Consider the following 17,594-nt stretch of genomic DNA (forward strand, 5'->3'; position numbering starts at 1 on the left):
TGTGCCCCGAGCGCTTTCGTCACTAGGGCGTGTTGATCAAGAGGTTCAGGCTCAGGATCGGCGAGTCTCGATGGTGTGACGCGTCAGGAGATCTCGGATGAGGTGTGGGCTGTTCTGGAGCCGCTGATGCCGGTGCCGGTTGGCAGGTCGCGGCCGTGGACGGATCATCGTCTCGCGGTCGAGGGCATGGCCTGGAAGTACCGCACGGGGGCGCCCTGGCGGGATGTGCCGGAGCGGTTCGGGAAGTGGAACTCGATCTACAAGCGGTTCGCGCGCGCCCTACAAGCTGTCCGAGGTGGAGAACCGAACTCTCAAGTCCGAGCACCCTCAGGAGAACCGATGCTCCTTCTGCGTCGGCCAGAAGAACTACACCTGGTACCCCGTCGAGGACATCACGGTCGTACGCCGCTGGACCGCGAGTAGCGTCTACTGGCCAGACCGCGGAGGTAGAGAATCGGGCGGCTGGTACTCATGGAGATGCCCCAGCCACCCCTTTGATGGCAAGCCCTCGCCGCGGGTACACGATGCCCCCGATCATCTTCGCCCGAAGTACACCGCGCGATGTCGCATTGTGGAGCTGGGGCGCGCCTGCGGCGAACCCGCAGTCGGCCGCTTCGATAGCGCGTGGCTTTGCGAACGTCATGCCAGGCCAGTCCTCCTCAGTCAGCGAGACGAGGGGCTGCTGCGAGATGACGACCTTCAGATCAGCGACCCGAACGAAGCGCCTGACGGCCCAGCCGAGAGATAGAGGGGGCCCGGGGGTTCGCGGCGGCGGTGCCCCGACGGGAAAACCGCGTATCGGTTACAGGAAACGCAGGAACAGCACCACGCCCCGATCCGCACCAGGACAGGTTGTGCCAACAGCCCACCATCGTCGTGTCTGCTGACCCGGAAAGTTCGCGCGTTCACGCGGCCGTAACGCGGACGCAATCGTCCCGACGCGGACGTGCGTAACTCTTACTGTGATCACAAATCACAAGAGCGGAGCACGTATGGAAGCGCAGCTGTCAACCTCGCCGCACCGTCCTGGTCGACCGTCGTGGCCGGGCTCGCCGTCTCGGCGGTCGCGTACCTCGCGCTCAGCATGCTGACCCGCACAGCCTCTCGCACCCCGGCTGTCACGACGGCCGCCTGAACCAGACGACCTCCCTCCCGAAAGGAATCCGCTGATGCCCCAGAACCACAACGTCGAAGAGCTCACCATCGCTCGCTTCCACGAAGGGATACGCACGGGGCAGCTGACCTCGCGCGCGCTCACCCAGTGGTACCTCGACCGCATCGCGGCACACAACGTCGACGGGGCCGCGATCAACGCCGTGGTCACGGTCAATCCGTCGGCGCTCGCCGAGGCGGAGGCGCGGGACGCCGCGTTCTCCGCCTCGGGGCAGCTCACCGGCCCGCTCCACGGCGTCCCGATCCTGGTGAAGGATCAGGCCGAGACGGCGGGCATCGCCACGTCGTTCGGATCGGCCGCCTTCGCCGATTACATCCCCGAGGCCGACGCGCGGGTCGTCGCGCTGCTGCGCGCGGCCGGCGCGGTTATCCTCGCCAAGACGGCCATGTGCGACTTCGCGGCCGGCTGGTTCTCGTCGTCGTCGCGGACGGGCCACACGCGCAACGCGTACGACCCGGCGCGCGACTCGGGCGGGTCCAGCGCAGGCACCGGCGCGGGTGTCTCGGCCGACTTCGGCCTCGTGGGCGTGGGCGAAGACACCGGCGGCTCTATCCGCATCCCCGCGTCGTTCAACAACATCTACGGTCTGCGGGTGACGACCGGCCTGATCAGCCGCACCGGGTTCTCGCCGCTCGTCCACTTCCAGGACACCCCCGGTCCGATGGCGCGCACGGTCGAGGACCTCGCGACGCTCCTCGAGGTGATGGTGGGGTACGACCCCGCCGACGAGTACACGGCGGTGGCCGCCACGGAGCCGTCGGTCGGCGGATACGCCGCGGCCGTCGTCGACGCGCCGCCCATGTCGCAGTGGTGTGTCGGGGTGCTCGAGACCGCGTTCGGCAGTGGGGGCGACGCCGAAGAGGTCAACCGGGTGGTGCGCGACGCGATCGCGGCGATGGCGGATGCGGGTGCGACGATCGTCGAGGGCCTCGAGATCGACGGCCTGCCGGAGTGGATCTCCGACACGTCGGTCTACAGGCAGTCGCGGAGCGACCTGAACCGCTTCCTCGGGTCACGGAAAGGCCCCGTCTCCTCTTTCGATGAGCTGAACGACCTCATCCCCGCGATCGCAGCCGGGCCTGAACAGGTCGAGGGCGATGCCGAGGTGACACGCCTCCGCCTCAACCAGGAGCACTTCCGCCGCCTGCTGCGCACGCTCTTCGCCGACTCGGGTGCCGCCCTGATCGTCTATCCCACCGTGCAGGTGCCGGCGCCGACGCATGACGGGCTCCGCTCGGGCGAGTACACCGCCCTCACGTTCCCCACCAACACGGTCATCGCCTCGCAAGCGGGCTTCCCCGCCGTCTCGATCCCGGTCGGGTTCACCGAGAGCGGGCTCGCGGTCGGGCTCGAAGTGCTGGGCACGCCGTTCACCGAGCAGCGCCTGCTGCAGTTCGCGGCTGCCCTCGCCCCGCTCGTCGACGCGCGTCGGGCGCCGGTCCTTGGCTGACGCGCGGCCGATGCAGGGGTCGGCGCCGCTCGCACGGCCCGCCCCGCGGAGGATGGACATCAACGCCGATCTCGGCGAGAGCTTCGGCGCGTACCGGTATGGCAACGATGACGAGCTGATGCCGCTCATCACGTCCGCCAACATCGCGTGCGGGTTTCACGCGGGCGACCCGGCGAGCATGCGCGAGGCAGTGCGGAGCGCGATCGAGCACGGGGTAGCGATCGGAGCGCACGTGGGCCTTCCCGACCGGCTCGGCTTCGGCCGACGCGAGATCGACATCAGCGTTGCAGACGCGTACGACTACACCCTGTACCAGTTGGCCGCGCTCGACGGGTTCGTACGGGCGGCCGGAGCTCGGATGCGCCACGTCAAGCCGCACGGCGCGCTCTACATGATGGCGTCGAAGAGCCCCGATCTTGCGGAGGGGATCAGTGCGGCCGTCCGCGACTTCGACCCCACGCTGGCGATGTACGTGCTGCCCGGTTCCCACGCCGAGCACGCCGCGGAGAGCGCCGGGCTTGCCGTACGGCGGGAGTTCTTTGCGGACCGCCCGTACGAGGGCAGCGACGTCGTCATGTTCGGGTGGACCTACGATCAACTCGGCGGTGAGCAGGGTGCTGCCTCCCGCGTCGCAGCGATGCTGGGCAACCGCGCCTTCGGATCCGTCGAGACGATCTGTGTGCACAGCGATACGGACGAAGCCCCGGAGCTTGTGCGAGCTGTCCGATCTGCTTTGCGTCACCGGCAGGTCGCGGTCGGGCTGTCCGCACCTCGAGCGGAGGGCGAGTAGGAGTAACCACAGCGCTCGATCCGTCGTTCAGCCGCGTTCCTTTAGCCCACTGGCGCGCAAGAGGCCCGGAATTTCCACTGTCATCTCGCAGGACATCGGTGACACTTCTCGCGGTCTTGGTGGTAACACTTCGGCCGGTCGTATTGGTAAGTGACCCCTTCTGAGCCTGTTGATTCTCGTGTTCGTCTCGCCATCACGCAGTGGCCCGATAACGGGCTCTTCGGACATTCGGTGGGGGTCATGGGGTGAGTCCGCCGGCGGCGAGGAGCATGCGGAGCCGGTAGTTGTCGCGGTTGCGGAAGCCGCGGGCGAGGCGGCGGTGCAGCTCGATGATCCCGTTCACGGCCTCAGTGCCGCCGTTCGATGATCGTCCGGTCGTGAAGTAGGCCAGGAACGCGGCTCGCCAGCGGCGGAGGGTGCGGCCGAGGCGGGCGATCTCGGGGATCGGGCAGGTGTGGAATGTGTCGACGACCTTCTCCGCGATCTGGCGGCCCTCGGCGAGGTCCTTCTGGTGGTAGGCGGAACGCAGTTGCTGGGCGCACTGCCATGCGACGAACACCTCGTCGTGCGCGGGGTCGGCCTCGATCGCTGCCGCGAGCCTGGTCCGCTGCTTCTCGGTGAGGTTCTCGGCGCCGGCGCGGAGGATGGTCTGGATCCCGTAGAGCGGGTCGCCGGTCCGACCGCGATGCCCGAGGGTGTCCTGCTGGACGCGGCGGCGGACCTCGTCGACGGCGGCGGTGCCGAGCTTGACGACGTGGAATGCGTCCAGCACGGCCGTGGCGTCTTCGAGCTGGTCGTCGATCGCGGTCTTGTAGCCGGCGAACGGGTCAAGAGCCGCGACTTTCACGTTCTGCCGGAACGCTTCGCCGCGTTCGGCGAGCCAGGACGCGTAGGCCTTCCCGGAGCGGCCCGGCACCAGGTCGAGCAGCCTGGCCCGCGTCTTCCCGTCCGCGTCGCGGCTCAGATCGACCATCCCGGTAAGCTCCTTCGGACCGCGCTTGCGGGGGTCGACGTGATGCCAGATGTGCTCATCGACACCGAGCGTGGTGACGTTCTCGAATCGGGACTCGTCGGCCGCGAGCCGCTCCAACTCAGGCTCGACAGCGCGCCACACCGTCTTCCACGACGTGCCGAGCTGACGGGCGATACCGTGCACGGTGGCGTGCTCGCGGCGCAGCTGCCCGATCGCCCAGCCGACGGCGCGCGTGGTGATCGACCCGCGCCGGGCGACCAGACCCGGGAGCTGCTCCACGAACGTCCGCCGCGCGCATCCCACCTCGTCGCACCGCCAGACCCGCTGCCGCCATACGATCCGCACCCGCGTCGTCGCGGGCACATCATGAAGCACCCGTCGACGGCGTCCGCGGCCGGTCGCGACGACCCCACACGAGGGGCAGCCGGTCGGCGCCGCTGGCGTCGAGACCGTCACCACCAGCAGCCCGTCGCGACGGTCGACGCGCTCGACATGGACATCGGGAAGACCCAGCAGAACGTCGCAGCGGGAACACGGATCAGCGGCAGAGCGCGCGGAAGCGCACCCCGAAGTAGGGTGAAGCACGTCGAGGTCCTCGTGAAGATCAGACAGTTAGCGCTACTGATCCTCGGGGACCTCGACCCCTACCCGCCGAACCCCACCCGGCAAGCCTCACCCCCACCGAATGTCCGAAGAGCCCGATAACGCGCCGCGCGGGGCGGTGAGCACGTTCTGTGTCGAGCACGGGATCTCCCGCAAGACGTTCTACGCGATCCGTAAGCGCGTCGCCGAGGAAGGGCCTGCCGCGGCGCTCGAGCCGAGGTCGCGTCGTCCGAAGTCGAGCCCGTCGAAGCTGAGCGACGAGGTCAAACGGCAGGCAATCGGTGTGCCGGCGGCGTTGGAGCAGTCCGGGCTGGACCACGGTCCGATCAGCGTGCACGACAGGATGCGCACGCTGAGGATGGACCCTGTGCCGTCGACGGCGTCGCTGGCGCGGATCTCCTCTAGGCCGTGTTGATCATGAGGGTTCACTCACCCACCGAGGAGCGGAACCTCTTGATCAACACGCCCTAGGAAGCTGCTGACGTAAAAGCGTGTGTTCGTTCGAGTAGAGGCATCGGCGGCAACTGCTTCGGTCAAGAGAGCCGAATCGACTCTACGCTGAACGGTTGCTACCCAAAGGTATACGTCCAGACTCAGAGATGGGTTGAAGACCGCTGCATAGTCTGCCTCGTTGTTGAGCAATGTCGACGGGCGTGCACGCGCATCATCAGGTCGGCTCAGTCCAATCGCCATCACGGCCTGCCCGAGTGTGGCGATGCTGATGATCTTGTCGGCTGGCTTTCCGGCGTTCTTGTAGAAGTTCTTTCGGCGGTCGTAGTACCAGCCCTTCGCGGCGAAGTGCGACTCGATCTGGCGGTGGAGATCCTCGGTCGCATGCAGCGACGCGTCTGGAACCTTCGTTTGACTGTTGGTCGCTCGGATCACGTCGTCACGAGTGGCCTCGTCGAGGGTCTTGATTACTCTGACCTGGACAGATCGCCGCTTGTGGCGCTCAAGGTCGACGCCGGTCGCGGTAAGGACATCGTGGATGGCATGCGAGGTCTGCATGCCATTGACGATCTGCACACCCGACAGAGTGAAGGTCTTCTCCCCGCCGATATTCACCCCTGAACACAGGATCGTTACCCCGTTGTTTAGCCACCAGAAGTCTCGCTCATCGTCGGCTTCGAGAGTTGCCTGCATCTGCCTGTTCACGGTGACTGCGCCCTGGAAGTCGCGAACGTTCCAATCGAACAAATGACCGCGGAGTGCCCCCGACTCGTCAGAAAGGAATCGGAAGTACTCGGGTAGCGAGACGAGACCGGCATAGGAGTCGCCTTCCGAGATGTAGTCCCGGAACCGGAGCTGGAGGTCATACTCAGGCGTGGCGCTCGCCATCGCCCACAGCTCCCTCGCGCCCACGAGGCGCGCCTCGACATCTGACCCAATGACCAGCGAGGAGAGCGCCGCGCGGGTGTCGGCGACCTTCTGTGTAACACCCGCTGACGCGCTCGTGGTGTCGCCGCGTGACACATATGCGAACGTGATCGAGATGCGTGGCGACCGGATACTGAGCAACGTCCACGCCCTGGTAAACAAGCGAACACGCGCGATGACATCGGCCGAATAGATCCCAGCCAGCTGCTCGTCGGTGAAGTTCAGGTCGAGCAGCTTCTTCGTGCTCGCGTTCACCTTGTCGAATGCGTCCTCGCCGAATCCCTCCGAGCGCTTCGCCTGGATGAGCCACAGGGAAATCTCGGCGCCCTTTCTCACTTCGCTCGGCTTGAAGCCGTCCTCAAACACGTCAGAGTCCTCGCTGAGGAGGCGGCCGTCGAGGAAGGTGTAGACGGCGTCAAGCCCGCCGTCCAGTCCTCCGCCGATCCTGCCCGCTTCGATCTCCTCGTCGCTGAGGTTCTGCCCGCTAAGGACCGTCGCAGCAGCGAACACTTCGAACGCAACGTCATCGGGCAGGGGCGTATCTCGACTGTCCTGCGCCGCCTTGAGGAACTGATCGACAAGGACAACCTCATTGCTCATCGAAGATTCCCGCTTCCTGGTCGCGCTCGACCATCGACACGTTCAGCCAACCTAGCTGTTTCACGACTCGTCTCTATTCACAGTGTCGGGGCCGAACCACTCGGGCGGGACGCCATCTGCCCACTGCTCCAGGGCCGAGTCGTCGATCGCGTAGTAGCCAGCAACAAGGTGGCACGCCTTGTAGAAGATCAGGCAAGCGAGACGCACCTGCCAGGCCACCACGCCACGACCGACGGTCCAGGGTCGACGGGCTACACCGTCAATCTCTATCGGGATCGACTGCTTGTCGACGGTGAGCAGGGACGGGTGCGAGTAGTCCGAGAGCGAGTCGTAGAGAACCTTTGTCTTTCCCTCGAAGCACAGGTCTGCGAACGATGCAGCCGCGCCACCAAGGCTCGCCATCCCCTGTCCGGCCACAGTCCAGGTCTCGATCAGATCGGGAGAGGACAGGTCGATCTCAACGGCGGTCTCGCCGAAGATTGCCCTGGCCTCAGCGATCTTGGTGTCGCGGAGCACCTTCGCACGATTCCCGTGCCCTCTATCGAACTTGCCTGCTGTATACCGCTCTCGCCGTAGCGAGGAGATCGCCTCCAGGTATAGGCGGGCGACCCGCACCTCGCCGGCTTCCACCTGGACGCGCGGATCGAGCAGCCATGCGGCTCGTCCCGCGAACTCGAGTTCCGCGCGCACGAGCGGCCATAGCGCCACCGCAACTCGCCGCGCACGGAGCAGCGCCTCGACGGCGAGAAGCTGCTGGCTGATTGCATCCACGTACAGCCCGGCGCGCTGACCTGCACCATGTTCGACATTAGCTGGAGCGTCCGGCTTCGCTTCACGAAACTGCCGGGCCTCGGTCGCCGCTGGCGAGCCGTTGGCGGGGAGTACCGCGAGTCCGCGCGCCATCTCCATCCACGCGAGCACAAGGTGGTGGCAGAGGTCGGCGTACGTATCCAACTCCGCGGCCAACTCATCCGGCACGTCAACCCACGCGGTATCATTCTCTATCTCGGGTCCCTGGCTCATCGACCGTCAGTCCATCGACCAGTCGTCGTCGCCGAAGCCGAGGGTCTTGAGGTTCTCGCGGATCGCCGAGCGCTGGTCGTCGCTGAGCTTGGCGAGCTGCTCGGACTCGATGTCGATCGAGACGCGCACCGGGACGCCGGCCGTGACGAAGTGCGACACGATCTCCTCGTAGATCTGCCCGGCGTCGCGCACGACGCGGTTCACGGTGAGGTTCTTCGTCGCGTGGAATCGCGTTGGCGCGGTGGCCGCTGCACGCCCGCCCCCCGAACTCGTCGTCGTTCCCGGCGCTCCTGAATCCGTGCCGGGCGACGACGTTCCCGATCCGCCCGTCGCAGTGCCCGTCCCGCCTTGCTCGCCTTCGCCACTCTGACCCTCGGTGACCCTAGTGTCAGCTTCGATCTGATGGGTCGCGATAACAGGGTCGACGAGCAGCCCTCCTTGCCGTACAGCAGCAGGAGCCTTCATGGTCAGGCCGCTGAATCTGCCGTCCTCGTACGAGTCGGCGTAGGCGAAGCCGTCGAGTTCCACGACGAGGGCGTCGTCAAGGTGCCACACGGCGTCGATGACGACCTTCGGCTGCACGACCTTCGGCATGTAGACGTACTGGCTGAAGTACCCGACCAAGACGTCGAGTGGCACGTACGGCTTCTCGCGCCACAGGTTCAGCCGGTTGATCTGCATACGGAGAAGTGACGGCGAGAAAGTGCGAACGACGAACTCGCCTGCGTCGGCCTTCTTGGTCACGCGCGCAGCGAGTGTGCCGTCGCCGTTCATTAGAATCGACTCCAGCTCGATCTCGGCGGCGCCGGGCTCCTGAGTCGGAACGAGAATCCAGCGGTAGGCCTCGCGGATCGCGTCCTTCACCGTCTGCTTCTGCTGGGCAACGCGTGACTCGGCGACTTTGATGTTGTGCTGGTCGAGGTTCAGCGAATCGCGGTTCTCGAGTATGTACTCCCATGCCATCCGCTGGCGCACGGCATTGAGCAGGATGTCGATGCGGTCGACCTCGGGAGCGAGGAAGACGAGAGAGTTCTTGTGGATGCGCGCGTTGGTGCCGCGCTTCGTCAGGAACTCGATCGCCGCGTCCTCAGCCACGGAGCGCCCGCGCTTCGAGAAGGGACGGTCGGGTCCGAAGATCACGAGACCGATGCCCGGGTCGTCCTCGACGTCGATGCTGCCGTGCGGCAATCGATGCACGCGCTCGAACAGGCCCTTATCGGTCTCCTGGCGGACGACCTGCGCCAGCTCGTCGAACACCTGCTCCTCGTGGTAGGAGTCGGCGCGCTCCTGCACGATCTGCGCGACGGTCTGCTGCAGCGACAGCCAGTACCGGTCCTGGTCCCGGTTCATGTACTTGCCGAGGTCGCCGAGTCGTCGCAAACCGTCAGCGACGTGCGCGGGGTTGTCGCCCGGGTAGGTCGAACCGAGCACTACGCGCTTCTGTTCGATACCGCGGATGGTCGCGGCGCTGCCGTCGCGATTGCGGAGGTTGGCCATCGGAGCGGTGCCGAGGAACACACAACGAGCGGCGCGTTTGGTCGCCATGGACCGGCCGAGGATCTTGATGTCGCTGTCCACGATGTTGGCCGTCGAGGTCTCGCCTGCGACGTCAGCGTCCACGATCGGTTTCCAGGAGTCGTCGAGATGGTTGGCCAACTCGTCGAAGACCTTCGCGTTGTCGAGCGGGATCGAAGCGGGGAGGATCATCGGTGATCGGTCACCGCTCGTCCAGAGGGCGTAGACGACCGTCGCCATGAGGCGCAGTACGCCGCGGGTGCGCTGGAAGCGCTCCAGGGTCGACCAGTCCTTGTAGAGCCGATCGAACAGCTCCGGGTGGATCGGGTAGGCGGTGCGCATCGATGCGCGGTAGCCGGGCTGCATGACCTCGCTTGGCACATCCGAGCCGTAGCGCACGTAGTGGTCCATGTACTTGTGAACGACGAGGTCGCGCGCGGCGTCTTGTTCTCGTCCGAACGGCTTGAAGATGCGCCGCCTGACGATCTCGAACGACTCCTCGATCGTCGCCGGCTGCCAGGCAGACTCCAGACGGTGGATCACGGAGCGGAGGTGTCGCAATGCCTCCAGGCCCGCGGTGCCGCCAACCTCGTGCTCGTTCTCGGTCGGCGTCTCGGCTCCCTGCATGTCGCGGACGACGTCGGACGCCGGGAGCGAGACTACGAGGAGCGCGGTCGGGACGGCCTTCACTGCCTCGGTCAGCGACTGCACGAAGGTCATGTGGCCGTCGAACGTCCCGGCGGGCGCGACCTTCTCACGTGACCAGAGCTGGCGCAGATACGCTACCCACTCGTCGATGAGGATGATGCACGGCCCGTACTTCTCGAAGAGGTCGGCTAACGCGGTGGTCGTTGGTGGCACCGACTGCTCGTCGTACCGCTTCAGGAGTTCGTACCCGTCGACGCCCCCGAGCTGGTACGCCAGCTCGCCCCACAGTGTGTTGACGGTGATGCCCTCGGGCTTTGGCATCCCCAGGATTGAGAGGTCGTTGCCGACAAGGACCGCACGATTGACGCTGGCGGGAAGCTCCGCGACGCCAATGCCGTCGAGCAGCTCCCGCATCCCCAGCAGCTGCTCAGCGGGTACTCCTGCTGCTGCGTGGTAGACGGCCAGCAGCGAGTGCGTCTTGCCGCCACCGAAGGTCGTCATCAGGTCGATGACCGGTTCTCCACCTCCGCCACTGAGGCGCTTGATCGCCTGCTCTAGAAGGTAGCGCAGGCCGCGAGTGAGGTAGGTGCGACCGAAGAACTCCACAGGGTCGCCGTACTCGGGGCCGGCCACGCCCTGGTGCACCTGACGCAGGTCTGCGGCGAACTGGGCCAACTCGAACGTGCCGCGGGCGACATCGTCGTGAGGTTCAATGACGTCGCGCCATGCGGGGAGACCAGTCGAGTCGACTTGCACTGAGAGGGCCCGCTCCTGGGCGCGCTGGAGCCGCTTCTGGTCCTCCTCGAACATGAGTCGGCGGAACTCTCGACGCATCTCATCGGCCTTGTCCGCGTGCTGAGCAGCACCGATCGACCGGAGGATGTGCTCGCCGTCCATGAGCACCCGCTCGGTGCGCTCCGACGAGATTCGCTCTCCGTGCGCCCACTCCTTGCGGGCATCCCACAGTGCAGAGATCACTCGTTTGTCCTCGAAAGTGAGCTGCTCCTTGAAGACCTGATGCCACTGCTTGTCGAAAACCCAGAACAGGTACGCGGGGTCTGTGGGACTCGGTGAGCCGTCACGCCCGGTGAGGCCAGCCGTTCGCCCGACCTCGGCGGCCCAGCTGCCGCCGTGCTTGGCTTCAAGGAGCCCGATCATCCACGGGCCGAGCCCTTCAACCACGAGGTCGAGTACCCGTCCAACGCGTTCCTTGTTTGAAAGTGCCGCCATGTCAGAAGAGCCCTTCCGCAGTCGTGCGTCCGTCCCCGCTGAGCCGAACAAGTTCAGCCCAGGAGTTGATCAGCGCGTTGTACCGTTCCTGATCTGTGGTTCGACCTTTGCGTGCAGCAATATCGTGCAATCGGTAGGCCAGCGCCATCGCCGGGTCGTGTAGGTCGGACAACCGAGCCATCAACTTGGCCGAGGCGAGTTCGCCGCCACCGTCGATCAGGCGGTCGGCAAGGTGATGCACAGCCTCCCACGCCGTCGGTCGCGAATCGTTCGCCGGACTCCACTGCCTGTCCAAGCCACCATTTCCGAGAAGTTGCACCTTATTGGCCTGGCTTGTTGCCACTTGAGCACGAACGACGTCATCAACACTTATTCCCAGAGGGCGCACAGCCTTATCAGCCTCGCCGAATGCTGCCGGCGCCCAACCGTGGCTCTCCCACCAACGAACTGCGAACCGCGATTCCGGATCGAGATCGCCTTCCTGCTCGTCGAGGACCTCGGCGAGTGCTTGATTGATCATCCGAAGCGCTTGGTCCACCTGAACGCGCTGGCCTGCTTGGTCAAGGACCGCCCTGTAGCGGGAGAAGATCTGCATTCCCGGGCCCATGGCGGCCTGAGCGAGGTCGACGGGGAGTATCGATGCCGCCTGAAGGTCGCGGACGGCGGTCGACAGCTCACGCCGTAGGGCACGGTTGAAATCGCTGAGCGAGCACGTGAGTGATTCGACACCCCTGGGCCGGCAGACCATGACGATGTATGAAGCCACGGCGTTGGTGCCCGCGGAGACCATACGTGCTTCTGTAGTTCCGCGGATCGGCCATGAACCAGTGATCTCGAGGTCGGCGGCGATCATGGCGGAGAGGATTGCCGACCACCGAGTCTCCTCGCCCTTTCCCGCCTTTTGCTCTTTTGAGGCATAGACCACAAGCATCGGAAGGCCCGGTGCCGACGACCTTTCGAGGTTCCCGAAGGTCTCGGTAAACCCCTGAACGAAGTAGTTCGTCGCTTCCTGCTTGCTGTTGCCATGCCGCGAAGCGACTGCAGTTAGCTCGCCTGCCTTCGGGGCGGCAACAGTCGAGTAGAGGTCGGGGTGCACCTTTCGTAGCGCTCTCCGATGCCAAACATAGAAGAAGTCCGAGATATCCGCGTACCCAATCGCGTCGAAGTACGGCGGATCCGTGGCGACAAGTCCCGGTTGGTCAAGTGTTGCGACTCGAGCGTCCGCCCTGCGAACGGCGGCGGGCGCGCCGCCGAGCGCTGCGTACGGCAACGCTCGGAGCATGGTCTTGACCATACCGAGCCAATCCCCGACCGATCCTCCAAACACGTTGACCTCAGGAAAATCCCAGGTCATCGGTAGGTTGTGTGTTGAAAGCGCTGCTTCAGCCTTTGCCTGCGGTTGAACGCGCCAAATGGCCATTGACGAGGAGAACTGCGCCATCTTGCCGACAGCGAGACCGAGCAGCGATGTGACTGCCGTCGCCCACTCGTGGTCACCGCCGTCCGCCAGGATCCGGTCGTAAACCCCGGCAACCAGGTCCGCGAATGTCGCGAGCGTCAACTCCTGGCGGGGTTCATCAGCGAGCTCCACGTTTCCATCCCATAGAGGCCGACGCGGATGCTCTGCCCCTCGGTGTTGATCGGTACGTCGTCCGACTCGACCCGTGACGCGATCGAGGCGATCGCATCCATCTCTTCCGCCAGCGGTTCCCGATACACACGCCTCTTGCCGCGCATCGTTACGACCGCTGTCATCCGAAGGCCTAGTCGCCCTGCCTTGCCTTCTCCGCGGAGATAAGGTCCGTCGAGGGTCGAACCGCAGTTAGCGCATGAGAAGACGCCATCGCCGATCTTCAGCGAGCTAGCAGGGCCCCCACCCGTCTGGCCGGAGACCACCTTGAGCTGGATGGAGCCAGATTCAGCGCGAATGTCGTACCAGGCCAGGTCCCCGCCCTTCTTGGAGATCCAGTTCGACGTGAGTAGCGGTGTCGTCGCCCCGCAGGCGGGGCTCGGACATGCCGCCGTGCGTGCCCATAGCCATGCGATCGGTGTTTCGCCCGCCGGCCACGAGTAGGCCGAGCCAAGGCGCTCGAGAGCCCGCTGCTCAATCTCCTTCGCGTAGAACGTCACATCATCAACTAGACCTTGCAGCGGATGTCCCGTTCCAAGGCTAAAGAGTCCATCGCTGACCGCCTCAGCAATGCCCTGCCGCCCGGCCATCGCCGGAACTATAGAGGCAATTGTTCGTGAGATGAGCACCGGAACCGGATTGAGATCGGAGCCGTACGCCGGGAGGCCGAGTCGCTGTGCCTCTATGAGCGTGGAGCCGCCTCCACAGAAAGGATCCAGAACGGGTGGGACGCCGTTCGGGAACTGTCGCGCGAGCACGCGGCGCGCCTCAGACAGGTCGGTGTCGCCAGGGACGTCTGCGCCGCTGCTCACCATCCGTTTGATCAGATCCAAGAGATACACCCGCTGATTGTCGTCTTCCGGATCATCGACCAGTGCGGCGAAGAGAAGAGCGCGCCACGCGGGAAGAGGCATAGGCGCGAACCACTTATGCAGGTTGCGGATAGTCCCCGTCTTGCGGTCCTTGTCCGCCTTGCAAGCCGCGTTGATCTCGTCGAGGGGCAGCGCGACCTCGATCAGCTTCTTCTTTCGGGCTGTCTCGGTCACTGCTGGCTCATCTCCGTTGCGTCGTTCCAGAAGGGCTCCCAGTCGTATTCGACGCGCGCCGCGCGAGGATCGATGGGCTGATCTATGGGGTGCCTCAGGTAGCGCACTGTCGTCGTGTCATCCTCCGCTACCTGGACGAGCGCGAGCACCGAGTGGTCGGCCTTGTTCAGCGCAGTGACCGCTTCCTGCCGGGTGAGCACGAAAGTGCGGCCGCCGACGACGCGGCCCTTCACCTCGATGAAGTCGAGACTCCGCCCGGTGTCGGACTCGATGTCGTAGCCGGGGTTGTTGTGGTGCATCTCTGTCGGATCGTGCCCGAGCGCGTGCTCGACTCGGAGAACGGCATCGACGGCCAGACGCTCCACCCGCGTTGTCTCCCTGGCACGGTCAGCTGCGCCTTCCGGGTCAGTCTGAGCATCCAGCCATCCCTGCGTGACGACTAGACAAGCGCCGGTCACCCGAGGCGGGCGAACCGAGATGTCACGTTCTTGCTCAAGTTCTCGTAGCCGTCGGTCGAGTCGACGGGCCAGGGCCTCGGCCCGTTCCTGCATTTGAGATGCCGGGAGGCGGGTCTTCCTGCCCGCTCGCTCCTGTTCGCTCAGCTCGAAGGCACGGCGGTCCCAATAGTTGATCTCGCGAGTAAGGCGCTCGCGAACGAGGCGCTCGGTCTTGTCAACGCGCTCGATGGTGCGTCGGCTGACTTCGTCAGCGTGCTGCCGAGCGATCGTGACCGATGCCTCGCGAATGACGCGACGGTCTAGATCGGCTGCCTGTGCCCAAGGCTCACCGAGCAGCGGTTGGCTTGCCTCCACTTCCTCGTCAGTGGGGACCTCGAAGTTCGGGATCGGCGAGCCAGTGAGAGGCGTGATGGTTCCGTCTTCGTCGATACGGGCGTACTGGGCGCGACGCGACACGACACGAGGCTGCCCATCCTGCGCGATGCGTCCGTCGGTGACGTCGTGTTCGAGGAGGCTGACAACGTAAGGCTGAGTCGTCAGGTCAGAGCGGTCGACGAGGACCGCTCCGCGACGGAGCGCGTCGATGTAGCGGTCGGAGACGACGCTCATCGTGGCCGACATCAGCGGGTGGCCCGGGTGTAGGAGCGTCGCGAGGCGGTTGTTGCCGTCTACTCGGACGTACTTCGGGTCGAAGGTGACGCGGTAGTACTCGTCGACCACGGGCTGGCCGTAGCCGGTAATGCGGTCGCGCTCCTTGATCTCGCCAGGCACTCGCTTGATCTCGAAGCGGTGGCTCTCGCGCATGCGGAGCTGCCCGCCCACGTCAGCGAACGCACGGTGAAAGAACGCCTCGACGTGGTGGGGCTGGAGGCGGGCCGCCTCGGCTCGCTCCATCTCACGTCTCATGTCGTCGACCTCAGTGTCGCTCATCGCGCCGGGCACAAGCTGGTTCGCCTTCAGCAGCTCGGGGATGCCGTCGGCGATCTTGGGGTCGACGACCTCGGTGAGGTAGCGCTCGCGCTCCGGCCTGTTTGCCTCGCGGATAGCGGCGATCATCAGGTCGCGCAGTGCGTTGCCCTGGAAGAGCTGACCGAGGACGTCGTAAACGCGCCCGCCGAGCGTGGCGCGCTGCTCCTCGAGCTTCTCCAGCAGCCGCGTGTACACATCGCCCTCGCGGGTGTCATCGGCGACGAGCGACCACATGAAGCACGTGTTGGGCTGACCAATACGGTGCACCCGCCCGAAGCGCTGTTCGATGCGGTTGGGGTTCCACGGCAGGTCGTAGTTGATCAGCAGGTGGGCGTTCTTATGGAGGTTCACGCCTTCGCCCGCAGCATCGGTGGCGATGAGGAACACACAACGCTCGTTCTGCTCGAAAGTCTCCTTCGCCTTCTTGCGGTCTTCCCGCTTGGTACCTCCGTGGATGGTGATCACGGCGTCGTCTCGGCCGAGGTGCTGAGTCAGACGCATAACCAGGTCGTCGAGGGTGTCCTTGTGCTCGGTGAAGATGATCACCTTGCGACGCGCACCGGTGTCATCGCGCATCTCGTCGGTGTCGTCCAAGGTGTCGCGCAGGGCATCCCACTTGGCGTAGGTGGGTGACGATTTCACAGCAGACGACTTCACGAGGAGCCGATCGACGACGAGGATCTCGGTCTCGAGTTCCTCCGGCGTGCGTGCGGTCGTGGCTCCAGCGATCGCCTGGTCTTCGAGCGCCTCGCGTTCCTCGTCGGTGAGGTCTTCCAGGTCGTCCCAGTCCTCGGGCACATCGGGGGTGTCCGACTTCACTGCGGCGTACATGCGCGCTTCGCGCAGCTCGGACTCAAGGCGTGCCTTGCGGCGTTCGAGGGAGCGGTGGATCGCCGCGGGTGATGAAGCAAGGCGACGCTGGAGCGTCGTGAGCGCGAACCCGACGGCAGTCCGACGACGATTGTCACCCTCGATCGCATCGGCGCGGTTCATCTCGTCACGGACATAGTCGGTGACGGCGACGTAGAGGTCCTTCTCGGCCTGGGACAGCTCGTACTTGACCGTGAACGCGAAACGCTCGGGGAACAGTCGCGTGCCCTCGAACGTACGAAGCTCCTCCTTGACCAGACGGCGCATGAGATCCGAGACGTCGACCTTGCGGCTTCCCTCCCGGGCGACGCCCTCGAAGCGGTCGGAGTCGAGCAGCGCCATGAAGAGCTGGAACTGCTCCTCTTTCCCGGAGTGGGGCGTCGCGGTCATCATCAACAGATTGCGCGCGTGTTTCCCCAGCTCCTCGGCCATCTGGTAACGCTTGGTCTTCTTGACCTCGTTGCCCCAGACCGTGGCCGACATCTTGTGGGCTTCGTCGAAGATGATCAGGTCCCAGTCGACCTCACGGGCCTTGTCGAGGATGCCTTCGCTGTTCCGCGCGAGGACGTCGAGTCGTGCTAGCCAGAGCCCGCCTCGTGCGAAGGGGTTGCCCTCGTGAAGGATCTTGTCGCGAGTGAGGCTCTCGAACTCCAGGTCGAACTTCTCCCGCATCTCCTCGTCCCACTGATCGACGAGCACCCCTGGCGAGACGACCATGACATTCGCCGCATCGCCACGGAGCAGGAGTTCCTTGATGAGCAGGCCCGCCATGACCGTCTTGCCGGCACCCGGATCGTCGGCCAGAACGTAGCGCAGCGGCTGCTTGTGGAGCATGATCTCGTAGACCGCGCGCAGCTGATGCGGCAGCGGCTGCACGTCGCTGGTGCCGAGGGCGGCCTGCGGATCGAAGAGGTACGCGAGCTTCATCCGACGCGCCTCAGCGGCCAGGAGGAACGAGTTGGGGTCCGCATCGAAGCTGAATACTTGGCCGGCCACGACCTCGCGCACCTGCGAGATCGCGTTGGCGAAGACGATCTTCTCGCCAAGCCCGGTGTCGGTACGATATGCCACGTTCGCCGAGTCGTCAGTGAGGCGCTCGACGGCAACGATCTTCACCGGATCAGGCCCTGCGAGGCCGGTCACGGTCGCGCCAACACGGACGAGATCAAACATCGATGAGGTCGTCACGACTCTCGTTCACTCCCTCGGTTGGCAAGTTGATCAGGATACGTTGGGCC

10 protein-coding genes and 1 pseudogene are annotated in these 17,594 nt (G+C 65.1%); 4 read left to right on the forward strand and 7 right to left on the reverse strand.

The window, feature by feature from the left end:
- The first annotated feature begins 102 nt into the window (after window positions 1-102).
- From IZR02_RS18140 to IZR02_RS16945, 3 genes are all read left to right on the forward strand, one after another.
- Complete coding sequence (locus IZR02_RS18140; RefSeq protein WP_438803953.1) at window positions 103-423, forward strand: transposase; 321 nt, start codon at window positions 103-105, stop codon at window positions 421-423.
- 746 nt (window positions 424-1,169) lie between these two features.
- Window positions 1,170-2,624 carry an amidase gene (locus IZR02_RS16940; protein ID WP_217316611.1) on the forward strand — a complete coding sequence of 485 codons (1,455 nt, stop codon included), beginning with the start codon at window positions 1,170-1,172 and terminating at the stop codon, window positions 2,622-2,624.
- Window positions 2,625-2,676: 52 nt separating this feature from the next.
- On the forward strand, window positions 2,677-3,414 hold the full coding sequence (locus IZR02_RS16945) for a 5-oxoprolinase subunit PxpA (RefSeq protein WP_254385461.1): 738 nt from the start codon (window positions 2,677-2,679) through the stop codon (window positions 3,412-3,414).
- 238 nt (window positions 3,415-3,652) lie between these two features.
- Here IZR02_RS16945 and IZR02_RS16950 read toward each other — a convergent pair whose 3' ends face one another.
- Window positions 3,653-4,972, reverse strand: coding sequence for an ISL3 family transposase (locus tag IZR02_RS16950; protein ID WP_425411851.1), 1,320 nt, complete (start codon window positions 4,970-4,972; stop codon window positions 3,653-3,655).
- A gap of 100 nt (window positions 4,973-5,072) precedes the next feature.
- On the opposite strand from IZR02_RS16950, the pseudogene IZR02_RS16955 reads away from it, so the two are divergent.
- A pseudogene (locus IZR02_RS16955) lies at window positions 5,073-5,393 on the forward strand (helix-turn-helix domain-containing protein); the annotation flags it as partial.
- Between the two features lie 26 nt (window positions 5,394-5,419).
- Here the strand turns inward: IZR02_RS16955 and IZR02_RS16960 are convergent.
- From IZR02_RS16960 to IZR02_RS16985, 6 genes are read right to left on the reverse strand one after another with little or no spacing between them, the layout of a single operon-like run.
- Complete coding sequence (locus IZR02_RS16960; RefSeq protein ID WP_217316612.1) at window positions 5,420-6,967, reverse strand: AIPR family protein; 1,548 nt, start codon at window positions 6,965-6,967, stop codon at window positions 5,420-5,422.
- 60 nt (window positions 6,968-7,027) lie between these two features.
- On the reverse strand, window positions 7,028-7,990 hold the full coding sequence (locus tag IZR02_RS16965) for a hypothetical protein (RefSeq protein ID WP_217316613.1): 963 nt from the start codon (window positions 7,988-7,990) through the stop codon (window positions 7,028-7,030).
- Between the two features lie 6 nt (window positions 7,991-7,996).
- Window positions 7,997-11,383: a DUF499 domain-containing protein gene (locus IZR02_RS16970; RefSeq protein WP_217316614.1), complete on the reverse strand. Its 3,387-nt coding sequence runs from the start codon at window positions 11,381-11,383 to the stop codon at window positions 7,997-7,999.
- A gap of 1 nt (window position 11,384) precedes the next feature.
- Window positions 11,385-12,974 carry a DUF1156 domain-containing protein gene (locus IZR02_RS16975; RefSeq protein ID WP_217316615.1) on the reverse strand — a complete coding sequence of 530 codons (1,590 nt, stop codon included), beginning with the start codon at window positions 12,972-12,974 and terminating at the stop codon, window positions 11,385-11,387.
- Window positions 12,941-14,059, reverse strand: coding sequence for a DUF1156 domain-containing protein (locus tag IZR02_RS16980; RefSeq protein ID WP_217316616.1), 1,119 nt, complete (start codon window positions 14,057-14,059; stop codon window positions 12,941-12,943). The genes IZR02_RS16975 and IZR02_RS16980 overlap by 34 nt, the downstream gene beginning before the upstream one ends.
- Window positions 14,056-17,544, reverse strand: a complete 3,489-nt coding sequence (locus IZR02_RS16985; protein WP_217316617.1) for a helicase-related protein — start codon at window positions 17,542-17,544, stop codon at window positions 14,056-14,058. The genes IZR02_RS16980 and IZR02_RS16985 overlap by 4 nt, the downstream gene beginning before the upstream one ends.
- Window positions 17,545-17,594 lie beyond the last annotated feature (50 nt).

It is taken from the genome of Microbacterium paraoxydans (genome assembly GCF_019056515.1).
In the GTDB taxonomy this organism is placed as follows: domain Bacteria; phylum Actinomycetota; class Actinomycetes; order Actinomycetales; family Microbacteriaceae; genus Microbacterium.